At 63.0% G+C, this 21,048-nt stretch carries 19 protein-coding genes; 7 read left to right on the top strand and 12 right to left on the bottom strand.

The window, feature by feature from the left end; translation table 11 throughout:
- The first annotated feature begins 15 nt into the window (after positions 1 to 15).
- Both B0E48_RS04840 and murU read left to right on the top strand, forming a co-directional pair.
- The gene (locus tag B0E48_RS04840) at positions 16 to 1,089 is read left to right on the top strand and encodes a phosphotransferase (RefSeq protein WP_077516402.1); all 1,074 of its coding nucleotides are present in this window, start codon (positions 16 to 18) and stop codon (positions 1,087 to 1,089) included.
- Positions 1,086 to 1,790, top strand: coding sequence for an N-acetylmuramate alpha-1-phosphate uridylyltransferase MurU (gene murU / locus B0E48_RS04835; protein WP_077516400.1), 705 nt, complete (start codon positions 1,086 to 1,088; stop codon positions 1,788 to 1,790). The genes B0E48_RS04840 and murU overlap by 4 nt, the downstream gene beginning before the upstream one ends.
- Before the next feature lie 142 nt (positions 1,791 to 1,932).
- Here the strand turns inward: murU and secF are convergent, their stop codons facing one another.
- From secF to B0E48_RS04790, 9 genes are all read right to left on the bottom strand, one after another.
- Positions 1,933 to 2,895: a protein translocase subunit SecF gene (gene secF / locus B0E48_RS04830; RefSeq protein ID WP_077516398.1), complete on the bottom strand. Its 963-nt coding sequence runs from the start codon at positions 2,893 to 2,895 to the stop codon at positions 1,933 to 1,935.
- Positions 2,896 to 2,904: 9 nt separating this feature from the next.
- Positions 2,905 to 4,788 carry a protein translocase subunit SecD gene (gene secD / locus B0E48_RS04825; protein WP_077516396.1) on the bottom strand — a complete coding sequence of 628 codons (1,884 nt, stop codon included), beginning with the start codon at positions 4,786 to 4,788 and terminating at the stop codon, positions 2,905 to 2,907.
- A 103-nt stretch (positions 4,789 to 4,891) separates the two neighbouring features.
- Positions 4,892 to 5,224, bottom strand: a complete 333-nt coding sequence (gene yajC, locus B0E48_RS04820; protein ID WP_077516394.1) for a preprotein translocase subunit YajC — start codon at positions 5,222 to 5,224, stop codon at positions 4,892 to 4,894.
- A 322-nt stretch (positions 5,225 to 5,546) separates the two neighbouring features.
- Positions 5,547 to 6,674 carry a tRNA guanosine(34) transglycosylase Tgt gene (tgt, locus tag B0E48_RS04815; RefSeq protein WP_077516392.1) on the bottom strand — a complete coding sequence of 376 codons (1,128 nt, stop codon included), beginning with the start codon at positions 6,672 to 6,674 and terminating at the stop codon, positions 5,547 to 5,549.
- Positions 6,675 to 6,700: 26 nt separating this feature from the next.
- Positions 6,701 to 7,765, bottom strand: a complete 1,065-nt coding sequence (gene queA / locus B0E48_RS04810) for a tRNA preQ1(34) S-adenosylmethionine ribosyltransferase-isomerase QueA (RefSeq protein WP_174566709.1) — start codon at positions 7,763 to 7,765, stop codon at positions 6,701 to 6,703.
- 33 nt (positions 7,766 to 7,798) lie between these two features.
- Positions 7,799 to 8,401 (bottom strand): response regulator transcription factor, encoded by a 603-nt coding sequence (locus B0E48_RS04805; RefSeq protein WP_077516389.1) that lies wholly within the window; start codon positions 8,399 to 8,401, stop codon positions 7,799 to 7,801.
- A 70-nt stretch (positions 8,402 to 8,471) separates the two neighbouring features.
- Complete coding sequence (locus B0E48_RS04800; RefSeq protein ID WP_077516388.1) at positions 8,472 to 9,701, bottom strand: sensor histidine kinase; 1,230 nt, start codon at positions 9,699 to 9,701, stop codon at positions 8,472 to 8,474.
- 44 nt (positions 9,702 to 9,745) lie between these two features.
- Positions 9,746 to 10,525, bottom strand: coding sequence for an ABC transporter permease (locus B0E48_RS04795; protein ID WP_254423843.1), 780 nt, complete (start codon positions 10,523 to 10,525; stop codon positions 9,746 to 9,748).
- 13 nt (positions 10,526 to 10,538) lie between these two features.
- Positions 10,539 to 11,483, bottom strand: coding sequence for an ABC transporter ATP-binding protein (locus tag B0E48_RS04790; RefSeq protein WP_077516385.1), 945 nt, complete (start codon positions 11,481 to 11,483; stop codon positions 10,539 to 10,541).
- Positions 11,484 to 11,773: 290 nt separating this feature from the next.
- On the opposite strand from B0E48_RS04790, the gene B0E48_RS04785 reads away from it, so the two are divergent.
- From B0E48_RS04785 to upp, 3 genes are all read left to right on the top strand, one after another.
- Entirely contained in the window at positions 11,774 to 13,270 is a 1,497-nt protein-coding gene (locus B0E48_RS04785; protein WP_077516383.1) for an aminotransferase class III-fold pyridoxal phosphate-dependent enzyme, read from the top strand.
- A 159-nt stretch (positions 13,271 to 13,429) separates the two neighbouring features.
- Positions 13,430 to 13,825: a PsiF family protein gene (locus B0E48_RS04780; protein WP_077516381.1), complete on the top strand. Its 396-nt coding sequence runs from the start codon at positions 13,430 to 13,432 to the stop codon at positions 13,823 to 13,825.
- A 134-nt stretch (positions 13,826 to 13,959) separates the two neighbouring features.
- Positions 13,960 to 14,604, top strand: coding sequence for a uracil phosphoribosyltransferase (upp, locus tag B0E48_RS04775; protein ID WP_077516379.1), 645 nt, complete (start codon positions 13,960 to 13,962; stop codon positions 14,602 to 14,604).
- A 33-nt stretch (positions 14,605 to 14,637) separates the two neighbouring features.
- On the opposite strand, the gene pip is transcribed toward upp, so the two are convergent.
- Together pip and B0E48_RS04765 are read right to left on the bottom strand one after the other, a co-directional pair.
- Positions 14,638 to 15,594, bottom strand: coding sequence for a prolyl aminopeptidase (gene pip, locus B0E48_RS04770; RefSeq protein WP_077516377.1), 957 nt, complete (start codon positions 15,592 to 15,594; stop codon positions 14,638 to 14,640).
- A 62-nt stretch (positions 15,595 to 15,656) separates the two neighbouring features.
- A complete protein-coding gene (locus B0E48_RS04765; RefSeq protein ID WP_077516988.1) occupies positions 15,657 to 17,048 on the bottom strand; it encodes an FAD-binding oxidoreductase in 1,392 nt (463 codons plus the stop codon).
- 120 nt (positions 17,049 to 17,168) lie between these two features.
- Here B0E48_RS04765 and serA point away from each other — a divergent pair, with 120 nt between their 5' ends.
- Entirely contained in the window at positions 17,169 to 18,401 is a 1,233-nt protein-coding gene (serA, locus tag B0E48_RS04760; RefSeq protein ID WP_077516375.1) for a phosphoglycerate dehydrogenase, read from the top strand.
- 45 nt (positions 18,402 to 18,446) lie between these two features.
- On the opposite strand, the gene B0E48_RS04755 is transcribed toward serA, so the two are convergent.
- Complete coding sequence (locus B0E48_RS04755) at positions 18,447 to 19,196, bottom strand: hypothetical protein (RefSeq protein WP_077516373.1); 750 nt, start codon at positions 19,194 to 19,196, stop codon at positions 18,447 to 18,449.
- A gap of 676 nt (positions 19,197 to 19,872) precedes the next feature.
- Here B0E48_RS04755 and B0E48_RS04750 point away from each other — a divergent pair.
- On the top strand, positions 19,873 to 20,862 hold the full coding sequence (locus B0E48_RS04750) for a hypothetical protein (protein WP_217317809.1): 990 nt from the start codon (positions 19,873 to 19,875) through the stop codon (positions 20,860 to 20,862).
- Positions 20,863 to 21,048: the final 186 nt, after the last annotated feature.

Here is a 21,048-nt window from a genome sequence, read left to right as displayed (position 1 = left end):
CCAGCGACTTACTTCATGGACAGCACCCAAGACCGCGCCACCGCCCGCCTCGCCTGGACACGTCACACCCTTGGCGATCCAACCCTGACGCTGGCATCCGCCTCGGTCGATGCCAGCTTCCGCAGCTACTGGCGTACGCAGCACCAGGGTCAAAGCTGGGTCGTGATGGACTCGCCACCGGCGCAGGAGGATCCGCAACCATGGCTGGAAATCGGTGCGCGGTTGTCCGCCGCCGGCCTGCACGTGCCAGCCGTCAAGGCACAGGATCTGCAGCAGGGCTTCCTGCTGATCGAGGATCTCGGTTCACAGTTGTACCTGCCGGCCCTGAACGACAGTACGGTCGATGCGCTGTATGGCGACGCCATGGATGCGCTGCTGCGCATGCAGCGCGACGCGAACGTGGACGGCATGCAGCCGTACGACCATGCGTTCCTGCAACGCGAATTGGAAATCATGCCGGAGTGGTTCCTCGGCAGGCACCTCGGGCACACGCCCAGCTGCGCGGAATGGGACACGCTGGAGTCGGCGTTCACCGTGCTGCTGCACAACGCGCTGGCACAGCCTCGCTGTTTCGTGCACCGCGATTACCACAGCCGCAATCTGCTGATTGTGGATCACGACAGTCCACGCACCATCGCGCAGAGGCTGGCGAGCCGCGGCAATACTGCTCCGGGCCTCTTGAGTCCGGGGATTATCGATTTCCAGGGCGCGCTGATCGGCCCGATCACCTACGACCTCGCCTCGTTGTTGCGCGACTGCTACATCGCATGGGAACGCGAGCGCGTGGAGGGCTGGGTGGAAGGCTACCGCCAGTGTCTGCAGGCCGCCCAGCTGATCGACGCTGCGGTGGATCGCCAGCACTTCCTGCGCTGGTTCGACCTGATCGGGCTGCAGCGGCACATCAAGGTGCTCGGCATCTTCTGCCGGCTCTGCTACCGCGACGGCAAGCCCGGTTATCTCGACGACCTGCCGCGCGTGTACGACTACGTGGTCGACGTGGCCAGCCGCTATCCCGAGCTGGCCGACTTCGTGGCGTTGCTGCAGCGCTGCGTGGGTGAACGCGATTTGCGCCGCTTGGTGGCGGCATGAAGCACGCGCTGATCTTCGCCGCCGGCCTCGGCGAACGCATGCGTCCACTCACCGACCACACAGCCAAGCCGTTGCTGCCCGTGGGTGGCAAACCGCTGATCGTGTGGCATCTGGAAAAGCTGGCCGCGGCCGGTGTGCACTACGTGGTCATCAATACCTCGCACCTGGCCGAACAGTTTCCCGACACGCTCGGCGACGGCTCGCGCTGGGGCGTGCGCATCCGCTATGCCTACGAAGGCACGACGCCACTGGAAACCGGCGGTGGCATGTTGAACGCGTTACCGCTGCTCGGTGTCGAACCGTTCCTCGTGGTGAGCGGCGACGTGTGGTGCGACGCCGATTTCAGCGCGCTGCCCGCCGAGCCGCGGGGCCTCGCGCATCTGCTGATGACGGACAACCCCGCGCATCATCCGCGTGGCGATTTTCGACTGGACGCACAGGACCGACTGCACGACGAGGGCGAACCCCGACTCACCTACAGCGGTATCGGCGTGTTCCGTCGCGAACTGCTGGACGGCTGGTGCGAGACTGTCGGCGATGCGCCGGGCGCCGGCGCGAAACCGCCGCGCTTCAGGTTGCGGCCACTGCTGGAGACGGCGATGGCGCGTGGACAGGTTGATGGCACGCATCATCGGGGCGCGTGGACCGACGTGGGGACGCCGGAGCGGCTGGCACAGCTGGAATCCGAACTGAGCGGGTAACGCTTACGCGCCAACGAAAACGGCCCGGTACAAACCGGGCCGTTTCTACTTCTGATGCGGCTTCCCCCTCTGCCCTTCGGGCACCTTCCCCCGCAAGCAGGGGAAGGAAGAGGAATCACTCGCTACACGAGCGATCGTGTCTTCAGGGACGCCGCGCCAGCTCCGGATTTTCCTTGGTAACCGGCATCAGATCCTTCTTCGACACACCCAGCCACAACAGGATCGGGCTGGCCACGAAGATCGAGGACAGCGTGCCGACCACGATGCCGATCAGCATGGTGATGGCGAAACCGTGTACGGCCGGCCCACCGAAGAAGTACAACGCACCCATGGTGATCGCCGTGAACAGCGAGGTGATGATGGTTCGCGACAGCGTGTTGTTGATCGAACGGTTGAGGATCTCCTCCGGCTCGGCCTTGCGCGCGAGGCGGAACAGTTCACGGATACGGTCGAACACCACCACCTTGTCGTTGATCGAGTAGCCGATCACGGCCAGCACCGAGGCCAGCACGGTCATGTCGAACTCGCGCTGCACCAGCGCCAGGATGCCCAGGGTCACCAGCACGTCGTGGATCTCGGTGGCCACCGCGGCGATCGCGAAGCGACGTTCGAAGCGGATCCACAGATAGGCCATGATGCCGAGGATCACGAACACCGCAGCGACGGTGCCGTCACTGCGCAATTCCGAACCCACTTCCGAGCCCACGTAATCGCGGCTCTTCAGCTTCGCGTCCGGACGCGCCGCCTGCAGCATCTTGGTGACATCAGCGGCAATGCGATCGAGATTGACCTTGCCATCGGCTGCCACCGCGCCCGGGTCATCCTTCGGCTGCATGCGGATCGAAACCTCGCGGGTGCCGCCGAGCGTCTGCACCACGGCATGGTCGAGGCCGCCCTTGGCCAGTGCATCGCGCACGTCGGCAATCTGCACCGACTGGTCGTAGTCGACCACCATCGAGACGCCGCCGGTGAAGTCCAGGCCATAGTTGAGGCCCTTGGTCGCGATCAGCACGATCGAGGCGATCATCAGCGCAAGCGCGATGGCGATGCTGTACTTGCGCATGCCCAGGAACGGGATATTGCTGTCGTGATTGAAAATTTCCATGGTGGTTCCTTAGACCGACAGCGTCTTGAGCTTGCGGTGGCCGTGGATCAGCGCGGTGAACGCGTGAGTCAGCGTCACCGAGGTGAACAACGAGGTCAGGATGCCGATCATCAGCGTCACGCCGAAGCCCTTGATCGCGCCGGTCCCCATCGTGGTCAGCGCCAGCGCAGCGATCAGGTGGGTGACGTTGGCGTCCAGAATGGTCGACCAGGCTTTCTCGTAACCGGCACGGATCGATGCGTGCGGTGTGGAACCGTTGCGCAATTCCTCACGCACGCGTTCGCAGATCAGCACGTTCGCGTCGATCGCCATGCCCAGGGTCAGCACGATGCCGGCGACGCCTGGCATGGTCAGGGTGACGCCGATCAGCGACATCACCGCCAGCAGGATCACCAGGTTGAAGAACAGCGCGATATCGGCAACCAGGCCGAACAGCTTGTAGTAGATCGCCGCCGCCAGCAGTACCAGCGCCAGACCGAGCAGCACCGCCTTGAAACCCTGGTCGATATTGTCCTGGCCCAAGCTGGCACCGATCACGCGCTCTTCGACGATGTCGACCGGCGCGGCCAGCGCGCCGCCCTTGAGCAGCAGCGCCAGGTCGGAGGCCTCCTTCTGGCTGCCCAGACCGGTGGTCTGGAACTGCTTGCTGAAAGCGCCCTGGATAGTGGCGTCGTTGATCACCGATTCGGTGATCTTCGGCGTACGCACTTCCTTGCCGTCGACCATCTTGGTTTCGGTCACGCGCTCCACGTACACCACCGCCATCGGTTTCTGGATGTTGGCGTTGGTGAAGTCGCCCATCTTCTTCGCGCCGGTGGCGTTCAGAGTGACACTGACCATCGGCGTGCCGGACTGCGTGTCGGTACCCGAAACCGCATCCACCAGCTCATTGCCAGTCACGATGATCTGTTTGCTGACCAGCACCGGCTGGTGGCTGCCGCGCATGTAGTAGAGATTGGCATCCGGCGGAATGTTGCCGGTACGGGCTGCGTCCTGTGCCGCCTGGTCGCCGGCATAACCGATGCCGGCACGATACTGCAGGGTGGCCGTGGCGCCGATCAGCTTCTTCGCCTCGGCCGGATCCTGCACGCCGGCCAGTTCGACCACGATGCGGCTGTCGCCCTGCTGCTGGATCAGCGGCTCGGAAACACCCAGTGCATTGATGCGGTTGCGCAGCGTGCCCAGGTTCTGCGTGATCGTGTTGCGCGACAGCTCGCGCAGCTTGTCCGGCTTGACCGTGGCATTGAGCACGAAGCGGTCACCGGTGCTGGGGCCGTCGGCGACCAGCAGGTCGGTGTATTCGTTGGCGATCGCGTCCGATGCCTTGGTGCGATCGTCGGCCGAACGCAGGATCACCGCGATGCCCTGACCGCGCACGGTGTTGCGCGCCACCGACTCGTAACGGATGTTCTTGTCGCGCAGCAGGCCACGGATATCGTCCGCGTAGCTGTTTTCCTGCTTGTCGATGACATCGTTCTCATCGACCTGCATCAGGAAATGCACGCCGCCCTGCAGATCGAGGCCGAGCGGCATCGCACGCGCGCCGATCGCAGTCAGCCAGCCCGGCACGGTGGATTGCAGCTTGAACGCAACCGTGTAGCCGTCGCCCAGGGCCGCCTTGATCGCATCGGCACCGCTCTTCTGCACATCGGTATTGGCGAACGTCGCCAGCAGATGATCGCCCTGCACACTCACTTCGCCAACCGTGATGTGCTGTGCGGCCAGTGCGGCCGTCGCTTTCTGCTGCACCGACGCGTCGATCGGCGGAGCATCACGGTTGGCGGTGACCTGTACCGCAGACAATGGCTTGAATGCATTAGGCAGCGCATAGATGACGCCAAACAGCATCACCAGCGCGACCAGCGCGTACTTCCAGCGGGGAAAATCACTCATGCCCTGAATCCATCAAAGCCGCGGCAACAACCCGCGGCGGTAGCAACAATCGAGGAATAATCGCGTGACAGGCAGCCGCCGGGCGGCGCCTCGAAGCCGCCGATCAGACAGACTTCAGCGAGCCCTTGGGCAACACCTGCGAAACCGCGCCCTTCTGCACCTTGACCTTCACGTTGGCGGCGATCTCGACCGTGATGAAGGTCTCGCCCACCTCGTCTACGCGGCCGGCAATGCCGCCGTTGGTGACCACTTCGTCGCCCTTGGCCAGGCCGGAGATCAGCGCACGATGCTCTTTCTGGCGCTTCATCTGCGGACGAATCATCATGAAATACATCAGGCCGAACAGCACCACCATCATGATGATCATGGACATGCCGCCACCGGCGGGCTGCGCCGCGGCAGCCTGGGCGATCACGGGGGAGATCGGAAAACTCATCGGTTTGTCTCGCAAGTTGTGGCACCAGCAGGGATTTCTGCTGAACGCCCGATAAAAGATCGTCGATTATGCCACGCACCCTCACACCGTGCACGGCACCACGTGGCGCCTCGGATCACGCGCCTGTTCCCTATTGAGGGCGCCGCGCTCCCGTTGCAAGCCCGGCCATGTGCCGTTGAGCCGCTCCGGCTGTCGCAGCGGCAGTCATGTAGGGCGGGCACTCCGCGCCGCTCTGTTCCATCCGCGCAAAAATCCAGAGCCGGCGGGCAGTGCCCGCCCTGCGAAGTCGTTTACACCAGCATATCGATCATGGGATGTGTTTCTATGCGACGCCGGCGCTCTGCCTTTGCGCATAGAACCCGGCAACAAAGTCATCCAGCGTACGACTGGCAATCGCCTCGCGCAGGCCAGCCATCAGCCGCTGGTAGTAGCGCAGGTTGTGGATGGTGGCGAGCTGGCTGCCGAGGATTTCGTTGCAGCGATCGAGATGGCGCAGGTAGGCGCGGCTGAAACCATTGCTGCAGGCATAGCAGTCGCAGCCCTCCTCGATCACCTGTGTATCGGCGGCGAACTTCGCGTTGCGGATGCGCAGCGTGCCCTCGGCGGTGAACAGGAAACCGTTGCGCGCGTTGCGCGTCGGCATCACGCAGTCGAACATGTCGATGCCACGGCGCACCGCCTCGACGATGTCTTCCGGCCGGCCCACACCCATCAGGTAGCGCGGCTTGTCGACCGGCAGCAGTGGCACCGTGAAATCCAGCGCATGATTGCGCTCGGCCTCCGGCTCGCCGACTGCCAGACCACCCACCGCATAACCGTCGAAACCGATGTTCACCAACCCCGCTGCGGAACGCTTGCGCAGGTTCTCGTACACACTGCCCTGCACGATGCCGAACAGCGCATTTGGATTCTTCAAGTCATCGAATGCCCGGCGCGAACGCTCAGCCCAGCGCAGCGAAAGCTCCATCGAGTCGCTGGCGACCTTCTCGGTGGCCGGGTACGGCGTGCACTCGTCGAAGATCATCGCGATGTCCGAATCCAGTGTCTTCTGGATCTGCATCGACACTTCCGGCGACAGGAACACCTTCGAACCATCCACCGGCGAGGCGAACGTCACGCCCTCCTCGGTGATCTTGCGCTTGTGCGCCAGCGAGAACACCTGGAAGCCGCCCGAGTCGGTGAGTATGGGTTTATCCCAACCGATGAACTTGTGCAGTCCGCCGAACTTCTCGACGATCTCCAGCCCCGGCCGAAGAAACAGATGGAACGTATTGCCCAGAATGATCTCGGCGCCGGTCTCGGTGACGTCGCGCGGTGTCATTGCCTTGACCGAGCCATAGGTGCCCACCGGCATGAACGCTGGCGTTTCCACCGTACCGCGGGCAAACGTGAGACGACCGCGGCGCGCGGCACCATCAGTGGCGAAAAGATCGAAATTCATGGCAGTCATCCGCCCAGTTTAACCGCTGCCGCTGCTCAGCCGCCCTGCGGCAGGATCAACATCGCGTCGCCATAGGAGAAAAACCGGTAACCCTGCTCGACCGCATGGCGATACGCGTCGAGCATGTACTCGCGTCCGGCCAGTGCCGACACCAGCATCAGCAGGGTCGACTGCGGCAGATGGAAATTGGTCAGCAGGCCGTCGATGCTGCTGAAGTGGTAACCGGGAAAGATGAAGATCTGCGTCTCACCGGCAAACGGGTGCAGCTCGCCGTCCTTGCTGGCGCTCTCGAGCGCGCGCACCACGGTGGTGCCAACGGCAATCACCCGGCCACCGTTGGCGCGCGTGCGGCGGATCTGTCCGATCAGGTGCGCCCCGACGTTGAGCCACTCGCGGTGCATGTGGTGATCCTTCAGATCGTCCGCACGCACCGGCTGGAACGTACCGGCACCGACATGCAAGGTGATGTAGCCGAAATCGACGCCGCGTTCGCGCAGCGTGGCCAGCATCGCCTCGTCGAAATGCAGGCCAGCGGTAGGCGCGGCGACGGCACCCGGTTCGCGTGCGAACACGGTCTGGTAGCGCTCCAGATCGCTGGCATCGGCATGCCGCTCGATATACGGCGGCAGCGGCATCTCGCCGAGCTTGAGCAACAACTTTTCCAGTGGCTCGGGCGCCTCGAAATGCAACCGGAAGAAACCTTCGTCGCGACCTAGCACCACCGCATGGCTGCCATCGGCCAGCTCGATCCGGCCGCCTTCCTTCGGCTTCTTGCTGACGCCGAGTTGCACGGTCGCCTCGTGCGCGCCGGTGACCCGTTCGATCAGGATTTCCACCACACCGCCGCTGATCTTGCGCCCGTACAGGCGCGCCGGCAGCACGCGGGTGTCGTTGAACACCAGCAGATCGCCCGGCCGCAGGAAGTCGGGCAGCTCGCGAAACATGCGGTCCTGCCGCGACTGCGCCGGCACATCGAGTAACAGCATGCGGCTGGCCGAACGCTCGGGCAGTGGCGCCTGCGCGATCAGCTCGGGCGGCAGTTCAAAATCGAAATCGGACTTCTTCAAGGGATACAAGGCCAGCAGGTGAAAACGGGGCATTATCCCGCACTGGACCAGCCCTTGCTCGACGACCTACAACCAGCCTTTCTGCCGTGCCAGTCGATACGCCTCGATGCGGTTGGCGACACCGAGCTTGCCGATCGCCTCGGACAGGTAATTGCGCACAGTGCCGTGCGACAAGCTCAGCTGCGTCGCGATATCACCAGCCGACTGGCCTTCGCCAGCCAGCCGCAATACCTGGCGCTCACGGTCGTTCAGCGGATCGGCCTCCGACCAGGCTTCCAGCGCCAGCTGCGGATCGATCGCGCGGCCACCACGATGCACGGTGCGCAATGCCTCGGCCAGATTTTCAGCAGGCGCATCCTTTAGCAGGTAACCGCTGACGCCAGCGTCGAGCGCACGACGCAGGAAGCCCGGGCGAGCAAACGTGGTGACGATGATGACCTTGATCGGCATGGCGTGCCGCTGGATACGTTGCGCGAGTTCCAGCCCGGTGAGACCGGGCATTTCGATGTCGGTAACCAACACGTCCGGTTTCAACCGCTGCAGTTCGCGCCACGCAATTTCACCGTCGGCGGCCGAACCGAGTACCTCGATATCGGATTCCAGCTTGAGCAGCGCCGAGAGCGCGCCGCGCACCATCGCCTGATCCTCAGCCAGCAAGATGCGGATCATGCAGCGCTCCTCGGGTGCCCGTTGCAAGGCACTACGGCAGTCAGATGTACGGCCAACGATAAAGAGCTTTTCATGTAGCAGGTTGTCCAGAAATTGTTGTGGTCAATGCTTCATCGACGGGCATGTTTGATGGCATGGATGACGTATCGACGAGCCGAAGAATCGGTACCGGCACAACCACCTTCAACCGGGTTCCCTGACCACGCGTCGACTCAATCATCAACGTGCCACCCAGCGCACGCACACGCTCACGCATGCCGCACAGCCCATTGCCCTCGTTGTCAATGCCACCGTGGCCGTTGTCGATGATCTGCATGCGCACACTGGCATGCTCGCGGGCCCACTCGACCTGTGCGCGACTGGCATCGGCGTGGCGCGCGATGTTGGTGACCGCCTCGCGCAATACCAGCGACAAGCCACGTTCAATGTCGCCCGGCAGGTCGGACGGCGGCAGGCCATAGTCCAGATGCACTCGCGAGGATTCCAGCAGCAACCGGGCGGCCGCCAGTTCGGCCGCCAGATCGGCAGCACGGATGCCGGTGACGGCACAGCGCACCTCGGCCAGCGCATGGCGCGCAACTTTCTCGGCCTCCTCCACTTCGCGCTTTGCCGCCTGGACATCGCGGTCGAACAATTTGCGCGACAACTCCAGCTTCAAGGTGATCAGTGACAGCGTATGTCCCAGCAGATCGTGCAGGTCGCGCCCGATCCTTTCGCGCTCCGCCGTCGCGGCGAGCCGACGCACTTCCTCATGCGAAAGACTGAGTGCGGCATTCTTCTCCTGGCTCATGTGCTCGACGGCGACAATGGTGAAAATGATGAAGACTGTGACCGGCATGATCACCAGCAGTACGGGCGGATAGCCAAGCCACCAGGCCAGAGCCACGTAGGCTGCGTTGAGCAGCAGCACCTGGATCGCATAGTTGCGAAACCGGCGCATGTCGCAATGGCCCAACATCACACAGGCATAGACGAAATAGCTGAGGCCACTCGGATACCAGTGCAGCAAGCTGAAACACAGGACTGCCATGCCCCATGCATACCAATGCGCCGTCCGACGGGAAGCCAGCTGGATCTTCGCGAACAGCAGCAAAAACACCGGATACGAACCCAGCGTGCACAGCAGCCAGGTTCTGGTGTAGCCGTTCAGGCCATGGTCGAACAACGGCGTGATGAATACCCAGAACGACCACAGCACGTGCACGCTGTCGATCCATGGTGACTTGCCCCGGCGAAGGTCGTCGGCCACACCCGAATCGGGCGCTGGTGAGAACCATCGTGCAATGAAGTCAGGGATCATGGCGTGGCTTTTCGCTGATGGATCGGTTTGGACAGCATGCTACTTCAACCGTAGCGGCGCAGGCGCCGCGCGGCCAGCAGCAGGAATCCCGCAGCAAATCCAAACAACGTCAACACATGCGGCAGCAACATCCCTTGCCGCATGCCCACTGCCGCCAGGGCCAGCTGATCGAGGTGATAGCTCGGCCACACCGGCGCGATCTGCTGCAGGAATTTCGGCAGCATCGGCAGCGGAAACCACAGACCGGACATGATCGACATCGGCATATAGACCAGCTGCAGCATGCCGGGCGCACCCTGGCCCTTGATCAGGGTACCAACGAACATGCCCAGCGCACAGAACGGCAGCACACCGAGCATGCCGGTGAGCAGCAACGCACCGGCTTGCAACGGACTCAACGCCACGTGCCCCAGCGTTACAGCCATGGTCAGCAGCAACAGGATGACCACGCCAGCCGCTACCATCGCCATCAACATCTTGCCCAGCAGATAGGCGCCCGGCGGCATCGGCAGTGCGCGCTTGAAAGTCAGCAGGCCGCCATCGCGTTCCAGCGCCAGCGACACACCAAAGCCGAACAGGCCCGGACTCATCACGCCGAACGTGCCGTAGCTGGCCAACAGGTAGCGCCCCGCATCAGCGCCCTCGGTCCGGGCCATCAACACACCGAAAAACAGATAGAACAGTCCAGGGAACAGCATGATCGGCAGCATGAAGGACGGCGCGCGCATGTAACGCAGGCACTCGCTGCGCGCCTCTTCCAGATAGGCGCCGATGACGCGACTGCGCGGCATCGCACTCGTCGTTGTCAGTTCGGTGACAGGCATGATGGTTTCCATCTCAGGCAGCCTCGCGCTGGTCGGTATCCGATGCCTCGTCGGCATCGCGGGTAAGTTCGGTGAATGCCTCAGCCAGGCCGGCGCGGTGTACTTCCAGTTCGCGCAGGTGGCGATCAGCGTCGAGCAATCGACGCACGACAGTTTCGGCCTCGGCGGTGGCGATGTGCAGGCGCTCGTTTTCCCGACGCACTTGGCTGACCTCAGGCCAGCCTTGCACGGTGTCGATCGGCAGTGCACTCAGGCAACGGATGCGTTTCATCGCCACCCGCGCCCGCAGCTCGTCAACCGTGCCTTCGTGGATCATCCGGCCCCGCGCCATCACACAGACACGGTCGGCCAGTGCCTCGGCCTCTTCCAGATAATGCGTGGTCAGCAATACCGAGCAACCTTCCGCAAGCAGTTGGCGGATCGCCACCCACAGCTTCTGCCGCGCCTCGATATCCATGCCCACAGTGGGCTCGTCCAGGAACAACAGCTCGGGGCGACCGCACAACGCCAGCGCGAATTGCACGCGCCGCTGCTGGCCACCGGAGAGTTTCGCGTAGGGGCGCTTGAGCAGGTCGGCAATGCCAGCCAGCTCGGCGGTTTCCGCCAGGGTGCGCGGTGCCGGGTAATAGCTGGCGGTCAACCGCAGCAGTTCGACCACCCGCAGCGTTGCCGGCAGCTCGGCGTTCTGCAGCATCACGCCGATCCGCCGGCGCGCCTCGATCCGCTGCGGATCCTGACCAAACAGTTCGATCGTGCCCGCATCGGCACGAATCAGCCCCAACAGCAGGGCAATCGCGGTGGTCTTGCCCGCCCCATTGGGGCCGAGCAGGGCGAGCAGTTCGCCGCGCTGCAGACTCAGGTCGGCGCCGTCCAACGCGGTCAGTGGGCCATAGCGTTTGACGGCACCGCCGAGGCGGGCGATCGGTTCACGGGTATGTGGATCAGGGGAATGCGGCATGGGAACTCCTCCAGTGCCACCTATCCTGCGCGGGACCAAGCGCCGCAGGCAGTCGCTGGCGTCAGTCATCGGGGGTGACAGCCGTCACCCCACCCGGGTACGGGGTTACGGCCACCGACGCCGCAAGGTATCCTGTGAGGGATAAAGCCGCCCGTAAGGCACTGAAATGGCGGCATGAAATACCTGAAACCTTGAGGAAGCGCCTGCTCGCCTGCGTTTCCCGCCACGCATTCACTAATGTCCGCCAGTCCGGCACGCGTGCCGACCGACGGAGCTACGGAGGACTCATCATGGGTGTGATCAACCAGCTGCGCGAATTGCGCGATTTTGGCGGCAAACCGCGGACCGTCGGTCTGGATGACGCCAGCATCGAGCGCATGGCTGCCAACGACCCGATGCTGGTCCAGGCGATTGCCGAAGCGGTGGTGCGCCATCGCGAACTGCGTGCCGACCTGAGTGATTTCCTCAAGCTCGATGAAGTCGAGCAACTGGCGCAGACCCAGGCCGGTTTCGTCAACTTCTATCCTGACGACGCGATCAACCCGTACCTGGCGGCTGCCGCGCGCGGCCCGTGGATCGTCACGCTGAAGGGTACCGTGGTGCACGACAACGGCGGCTACGGCATGCTCGGCTTCGGCCACAACGACCCGGCGATCCTCGATGCGCTGAGCCGTCCGCAGGTGATGGCCAACGTGATGGCACCCAGCGTGTCGCAGCTGCGCTTCACCGCCGCGCTCAACAAGGAGCTGGGCCGCACCCGCGGTGGCAGTCCGTATACGAATTATCTGTGCCTGAACTCCGGCTCCGAGTCGGTCTCGCTGGCCTGCCGGATCGCCGACGTCAATGCCAAGCTGATGACCGACACTGGCGCCCGCTATGCCGGTCGCACGATCAAGCGGCTCGCGGTGAAGGGCGCGTTCCATGGCCGCACCGACAAGCCGGCGCTGTATTCCGATTCCAGCCGCAAGACCTACCAGCAGCACCTGGCCAGCTACCGCCACGAAGACAGCGTGCTCACCGTGGCGCCATATGACATCGCGCAGCTGGAAACCGCCTTCGCCGACGCCGACAAGCACGGCTGGTTCATCGAGGCGATGTTCCTGGAGCCGGTGATGGGCGAAGGCGACCCGGGCCGCGCGGTGACACCGGATTTCTACAAGGCAGCGCGCGCGCTGACCGAAGCGCACGGCACCCTGCTGCTGATCGATTCGATCCAGGCTGGCCTGCGTGCGCATGGCGTGCTGTCGATCACCGACTACCCGGGCTTCGAGAAACTCCCCGCACCGGACATGGAAACCTTCTCCAAGGCGCTCAACGCCGGCCAGTACCCGTTGTCGGTGCTGGCGGTCAGCGCGCGCACCGCCGGGTTGTACCGCAAGGGCATCTACGGCAACACCATGACCGCGAACCCGCGCGCGCTGGACGTGGCGCTGGCCACGCTGGGTGAGCTGACCGACGAAGTGCGCAGCAACATCCGCGAGCGCGGCAAGGAATTCGTCGACAAGCTCAACGCGCTGAAGAACGAGCTGGGCGGCCTGATCACCAAGGTGCAGGGCACCGGCCTGCTGTTCTCCTGCGAACTGGCGCCGGAGTACAAGTGCTACGGCGCCGGCTCGACCGAGGAGTACATGCGCGAACACGGCGTCGGCGTGATCCACGGCGGCGTCAATTCGCTGCGTTTCACCCCGCACTTCAACGTCACCAGCGCCGAAATCGACCTGGTCGTGGCACATGTGCGCAAGGCCTTGCTGGAGGGTCCGCGCAAGGCCAAGGCCGAGGCGGCCTGAGCGCTCGTACCGAAGTCATCCTGCGGCGAGGCTGAATACTCGCCCGTCGCAGGATGAATCGAAAGCACACGGGAAATCACCCCCACTGTCGCACTTTCATGCAACCGGCATAGACTTGCCTCCACCGGTACTCGCCGGTCATCTCAGGAGGGTTTCCACATGTCTCTGCGTTTCAGCCTGATTGCTGCCAGCGCCGCGCTGGTTCTTGCCGCCACCTCGGCCTTTGCCGCCACCCCGGCAGCCCCCACCAAGACGTTGTCCGCATCGCAGCAGCGCATGGCCGACTGCAGCCACCAGTCCGCCGGCAAGAAGGGAGCCGACCACAAGGCTTTCATGAGCGCCTGCCTGAAGGGCGATAGCACCGCGGCTGCCACTCCAGCCGCTGCGCCAGCTGCCGCTGCCGCAGCTCCCGCAATGACCGCGAAACAGACTCAGCAGCAGAAGATGACCAGCTGCAATGCCGACGCCAAGACGAAGGCGCTAGCGGGCGCTGCCCGCAAGACTTTCATGAGCGGCTGTCTGAAGGGTGGGGCCGCCGCACCGGCCACGCCGTAATTGTTTTCGGGGGCGCCGGCAATCGGCGCCCCTTCTCTTTCCGTACGCGTCATCGTGCGGTAAGCGGAACCTCCCGTTAAGCTTCCGACTGTCGCGGTGCGCAAGGCGCTGCATCCATCCCCAGGCAGTCAGGCATGAAAATCACCGAAGTCCGCCATCCGCTGATCCAGCACAAGCTGGGCCTCATGCGCCGTGCCGGCATCAGCACCAAGGAATTCCGCGAGCTGGCCTCCGAAGTCGCCGCCCTGCTCACCTACGAAGCCACCAAGGATCTGGAAACCGTCGAGGAACAGATCGATGGCTGGGCCGGTCCGCTGCAGGTGCACCGGATCAAAGGCAAGAAGATCACCATCGTGCCGATCCTTCGCGCGGGTCTGGGCATGTTGCCTGGTGTGCTCGACATGATTCCGTCGGCCAAGGTCAGCGTGGTCGGGGTGCAGCGGGACGAACACACGCTGCAACCGGTCGCCTACTACGAGAAGCTCAGCGGCCGCATGGACGAGCGCATCGCGCTGATCGTCGATCCGATGCTGGCCACTGCCGGCACCCTGATCGCTGCCGTCGACATGCTGAAAGCCGCCGGCTGCAAGCGCATCAAGGGACTGTTCCTGGTCGCCGCGCCGGAAGGCCTCAAGCGCATCGAGGCCGCCCATCCGGATATCGAGATATACACCGCCTCGATCGACGAGCGCCTGAACGAGCACGGCTACATCCTGCCGGGACTCGGTGACGCGGGTGACAAGATCTTCGGTACCAAACAACTGCCGGCAACCGACTGAAGCCAGACCCGCTCCTGCAATGCCGACAGAGCCTCAGCGACCGAAACGATCGGTCGCCTCCAGCAGCTGATGCATGATGCCTGGCTCGAATGCCGAGTGACCCGCATCCTGCACGATGTGCAGATCGGCTTCGGGCCATGCACGATGCAGATCCCACGCACTGCGCAGCGGGCAGACCACGTCGTAGCGACCCTGCACGATCACCGTGGGAATGGTGCGGATACGATCCACGTTGCGCAGCAACTGATCGTCGTGCTCGAAGAAGCCACCGTTGACGAAGTAATGGCATTCGATCCGCGCGAACGCCAGCGCGAACTCGTCTTCGGCGCTGGATTCGATGTGCGACTTGTCCTGCCACAGAAAGCTGGTGGCACCCTCCCAGACCGACCAGGCGCGGGCAGCATCGGTACGCGTTTTCTCATCAGTGCTGGTCAATCGCCGGTGATAGGCACTCATCAGATCGCCGCGCTCGACCTCCGGAATCGCGTTGAGATAGGTCTCCCACGCGTCCGGGTACAGCGCGTCGCAACCCTTCTGGTAGAACCACTCCAGCTCCCAGCGGCGCAGCATGAAGATGCCGCGCAGCACCAGTTCGGTCACCATGTCCGGATGCGCCTGCGCATAAGCCAGTGCCAGCGTGGAGCCCCAGGAGCCGCCGAACACCTGCCAGCGGTCGATCACCAGGTGCTCACGCAGGCGCTCGATGTCAGCGACCAGCTCCCAGGTAGTGTTGTCAGTCAGTTCCGCATGTGGCGTGGACTTGCCGCAACCACGCTGATCGAACAGCACGATGCGATAGATCGCCGGATCGAAGAAACGTCGGCACTTCGGATTGGTACCGCCGCCCGGGCCACCGTGCAGGAACACCACCGGCTTGCCGTTCGGGTTGCCGCTCTGTTCGTAGTACAGCGTGTGCAGTGCGGACACCTTGAGCAAGCCGCTGTCGAAGGGCTCGATCTCGGGGTACAGCGAACGAAGCGGCGGCGACATGACGGCTCCTCAAAGCGAATAAACAAGCCGCCAAGATTAGCATGCAGGCGGCTTCAGAGCCCTCAGCCGCCTGCGAACAGCTTGCCGGGATTGAGGACGCCGTTCGGATCAAACACCTTGCGCACGCCCTGCATCAACGCAATTTCCGCCGCGCTGCGAGTGCTTTCCAGGTAGGCCCGCTTGACCAGCCCGATGCCGTGCTCGGCCGAGATGCTGCCGCCGTGCCGTTGCAGGGTTGCCGCCAGCAGCCTGGTGACGTGTTCGCATTGGGCGATGAACGTCTCCTCAGACATACCGTCCGGGCGCAACACGTTGATGTGCAGGTTGCCATCGCCGATATGGCCAAACCACACCACCTCGATCTGCGGGTATTCGTGCGCCAGCAGCGCCTGCATCTCGTGCAGGAACGCCGGTACGGCACTGATGCGAACCGACACGTCGTTCTTGTAGGGTCGCCGCGACGCCAGGCTCTCCGTGATGCCTTCGCGCAGCCGCCACAGTGCAGCTGACTGCGCCTCGCTCTGCGCGATCACGCCGTCGCTGACCCAGCCCTGCTCCAGTGCATGCTCGAATGCCGCCAGCGCGGCGTCCTGCGCCCGCTCATCGACAGCATCGAACTCGGTCACCACGTAATACGGATAATCGCCGTCGATGGCACGCTGCGCGCCATGCGCCAGTACATGCTCAAGCGCGTGATCGGTGAAGAACTCGAATGCCTGCAACGTCAGGCGCGCACGGAACAGCGCAAACACCTGCATCAGCGCGTCCATGTGAGGCAACGCCAGCAACATCACCTGCGACGGCGGCGGCGGATCGGTAAGTTTCAGCGTCGCTTCCACCACAATGCCGAGCGTACCCTCCGAACCGATCATCAGCTGACGGAAGTCGTAGCCGCTGGAGTTCTTGATCAGGCCGCGATTGAGCTCAAGCAGCTCGCCGTTGCCGACCACCACCTTCAATCCGACGATCCACTCGCGCGTATTACCATAACGGATCACCCGGATGCCGCCGGCATTGGTCGCGATATTGCCGCCGATCGAGCATGAACCCCGCGCGGCGAAATCGACCGGATAGATCAGGCCATGGCTGCGGGCGGCCTCATGCACGGTTTGCAGGATGATGCCCGGCTGCACGGTCAGCGTGCGATCCACCGCGTCGAAATCCAGCACGCGATTCATCCGTTCCAGGCTCAACACCAACTCACCGTTGGCGGCCACTGCGCCACCAGACAGGCCGGTGCGGCCGCCGGAGGGGACGATCGCAATCTGCCGTTCGTTGGCCCAACACACGATCGCCTGCACCTCGTCGATGCTCGACGGCAACGCGATCGCCAACGGCGCCGGCGTCCAGCGCCGGGTCCAGTCGCGGCCGTAATGCTCCAGCTCGCCTGGCTCGGTGAGCAGCCGCAGATCAGGCAACCGGCGGGACAGGTCGGCAAGGCGGGCATCGGACATGCGTGGCTCCAGAATGTCCGCACAGCCTGCCAGTCGCATCGCTTCGCGTCCAGTGTTGCAGCGCCGCAAATCGTCTCCAGCTCTGGCATAGTACGAACTCCTTCCTGCCCGGGCCGACGCATGCAAACCTCCTACCCCCGCCAAGACATCAAGGTGTTGCTGCTGGAGGGCGTCAGCGCCAGTGCGGTCGAGAATTTTCATCGTGCTGGCTACAGCCAGATCGAGCTGCACGCGAAGTCGCTGCCGGAGGTCGAGCTGAAGGCACGCATCGCCGACGCGCATATCGTCGGCATCCGTTCCCGCACGCAGCTCAGCGCCGAGGTACTGGCGCAGGCCAAGCGCCTGATCGCGGTGGGCTGCTTCTGCATCGGCACCAATCAGGTCGACCTGACTGCCGCGCGCAAGCTGGGCGTGCCGGTGTTCAACGCGCCCTACTCCAACACGCGCAGCGTGGCCGAACTGGTGATCGCCGAGGCGATCATGCTGTTGCGCGGCATCCCGCAGAAGAACGCGCTATGCCATCGCGGCGGCTGGACCAAGTCCGCCACCGGCAGCTACGAGACGCGCGACAAGGTGCTCGGCATCGTCGGCTACGGCCACATCGGCACCCAGGTCGGCGTGCTGGCCGAGAGCCTGGGCATGCGGGTGATCTTCCACGATATCGAAACCAAGCTGTCGCTGGGCAATGCGCGCGCGGTGTCCAGTCTCGACGAACTGCTGGAACGCGCCGACGTGGTCACCCTGCATGTGCCGGAGACTCCCGCCACGCAGCTGATGATCCGGCGCGAGCAACTGGCGAAGATGCATGCCGGCGCGATGCTGATCAACGCCTCGCGCGGCAGCGTGGTGGACATCGACGCGCTGGCTACTGCGCTGCGCCAGGGCCATCTGGCCGGCGCCGCGGTGGATGTCTTCCCGCTCGAACCAAAAGGCAACGACGATGCCTTCGTCTCACCGCTGCTCGGCATGGACAACGTCATCCTCACCCCCCACATCGGCGGCAGCACGCTGGAGGCGCAGGACAATATCGGCATCGAGGTCGCCAGCAAGCTGATTCGCTACAGCGACAACGGCTCGACCCTGTCGGCAGTCAACTTCCCCGAAGTCACCCTGCCCGAACATCCCAACAGCCGCCGCCTGCTGCACATCCACCGCAACGTGCCGGGCATCCTTTCGCGCGTCAACGAACTGTTCTCGGCTGGCAACATCAACATCGATGCGCAGTTCTTGCAGACCGACAGCGAAGTCGGCTACGTGGTGATCGACGTCACCGCCGATGCGGCGCAGGCCACGGTGTTGAAAGAGCAACTCGCAGCGATTCCCGGCACCTTGCGCAGCCGCGTGCTGTATTGATCCGGGTTGCTGTGGCCCGCGCGAACGCGCAGGCCACAGCAACGATCAGGTAACCGGGGTGCGGGCCTTGCCCCGCCCATCGGCCGTCTTCTTGCCAATTGCTGGCTTCTTCGCCGGCGGCTTCCCCGCCGCACGGCTAGCACCACGTTCACCGATTGCGGCCGCGTTGCTCTTGGCCGCTACGTTGCCGGATGCACGGCGCTCCACCCGATGCTCCTCGCGAAATGCCGCGGCATAAGACTTCAGCTCATCGCGCAGCTTCGCACTGCTGCCCGGCGCGCGATCGATGTGCTGCAGCATCTGCTGCATCAACTCGTAGTCGTGATAATCGCGGTACGGCTTGAGATCGAGATCCGCCGGAACCTTGCTCAATCGCTCGTCACCGATCGACTTCACATACTTCTGCATGAAGCGGTCGTACGCCGCCCAGGTGATGCGCTCGGCGTTCACCGCCGCCTCCTCGGCGCGGGTGGCGATCTGGTGGGCATGCAGATAGTGCAAACCGAGCTGGTCGATCAGGGTTTTCTCCACTTCCTCGTGCAGGATCAGGAAGCGATCCACTTCGATGGTGCGACCGCGGAAAGTGAAGCTCTTCGGCAGATGACGGTCGATGTAAATCGTCTTGCCGTCCTGGCTGTAGCCGGCGAGGTAAGGAATGTCGTGATTGCGATCGAGGTTCTTGAGCCGACGCAGGATCGCGTCCAGCGCACGATCCAGCATCAATGCCGACACATACCAGTCCGGCGCCTTCAGCTTGATGTGGGGTGCATCCGGGTGACAGCAGTTCGACGGCATACGCAACACCTCCGAGTGGGAATCCGGAGACAGCCTAGCGCGCCGCTGGCAGCGGCGTCGCGTGCGCACAAACGACAACGGCGCCCTAGGGCGCCGTCACGTGATTCTTGCGAATTGGTCGGGGCGGCCGGATTTGAACCGACGACCTCGCTCTTTGCAATCAACAACTTAGCCAAGACGCGTCTCTGATCAAACGTAGCAACCGCAGATGCCACTAGGAATCAGACACTTAGCGCTCGACCAGTGCTGCCAGACGTAGCAACTACTCGTGCTGACAATCGTAGCACGCGGGAAGCAAGATTCCGGGTGCCAGACGCACAACTAACGATGCCGCTCTGAAGGCATAGGTCGAGGGAAAACCAAGGATTATAGTCAGCATGCAACTAGTTTGACGGACGGGTCGGTGACCCGGATTCCGGGCGAATTTTTTTTCTTCAAGAAAAAAATTCCTGACTAAACTGTAGGTGGTCAACAACACTTTTCAGCGGTGGTATCGGATCTGACGCGCCGACTGCTGAACTCGTTGGCGTTGACATAACCAGCATGCATCGGTTGATGCGTGCTTCTTCACGGCACTAGAGCGAGCCTAGTGCGGTGTTCAACAACTCAGCCTTCAAACATGCATCGAATGATGTGTGGTGGATGCTTTCGCCTTGGAAATTGTATGCAATCACCTATGACACCGCCGCGCGCAGCGGTAACAACGAAAACGAACAACCGGAAAAATGTCACCTACCCCGCGGCGAATTCGAAGACCCATCAAGGCGCACAAGCTCTTGTTGCGATTAGCCTTCTTCACCCTGACGTTCAGCCGGTGGTGAAGCGCCCTTTAGTGACGCTAACCATCCAGAACACAAATCCAACTAGCCTTGTTTATACCAATAGCTCAAAGGGATCTCAGGAGATCACGATGGCAACCGGGGAAGACCTGAAGATGGCTCTCTACAACAAGCAGCCCATCTACTTCCCCAAGAAAGAACTGTTGAAAGCAAGGGAAGTGTCGCTAGACGCGTCCTACTACCACTACACGCTCAGGAACTGGGATACCAAGTCAGCCGTAGAGAAGGTGATGATGGTTGCCAGTGGCGTTGATCGGACCAAGGGTGGTGTCAGCTTTACCGTGAATTTCGGAGAACGGCGACGAGAGGCCATGCAGATTGATCCGCGTGAGGTATTTCGCAAACTGCGCAACGAGCTGATGCCACTCCTTTGGTGCGGGCCTGTGATGATGACGCTGGAGAGGTCACGTTCCGGCATATTGCACTTGCACGGGTTGATCAGAACCACCGCAGATCCCAAGACCATCAAAGGGCTGCTGTGGAACCTCGCCGGGCATTCTCCCAACCTGGCGTTCCGGAACCTTCATCAAGTCCACGCCGATCGGTGCCACTCGGCTGTTTGCTGGTCGCTCTATATGACCAAAGACCTGTTGAAGCTGGATGCGGCGGAAGCCTCGAAGCGGATCTACATGTCGCACGAGTCAACTCGGCTGGGCAAAGAGCAGCTCGGCGTGCTTCGCGAGGCGGCGTTCCGGAAGTTAGGTATTGAAGCTGAGTGGCGCGGTCGTTGGCAACAACATCGCACTTACAAGCCGAGCCTCGGTAGACCCGCATGGGCGGGTCACGATGGTTCGAGCACCTCGCCGGCATCGAGCATCATCCACTGAGGGTTCGTGGTGTGAGCACGCTGGGAGAGCGCATCAGCAGCGATTCTGGCGCGCTGTCGAACGACCTGTGGGCGAGCAGGTATCACCTTCCGGATCGCCACAGGAGACCATTCTGTGGCTGCTGGTGCGTGTCAATATATGCAAGGTGGCGGTTTTCCGGATCTTCAACGACTCGGTCACAGGGGA

The organism is Rhodanobacter sp. C03 (genome assembly GCF_002001175.1).
In the GTDB taxonomy this organism is placed as follows: Bacteria; Pseudomonadota; Gammaproteobacteria; order Xanthomonadales; family Rhodanobacteraceae; genus Rhodanobacter.
Note: the sequence above shows the minus strand (reverse complement) of the source record. Positions and strands in the feature narration are given on the sequence as shown.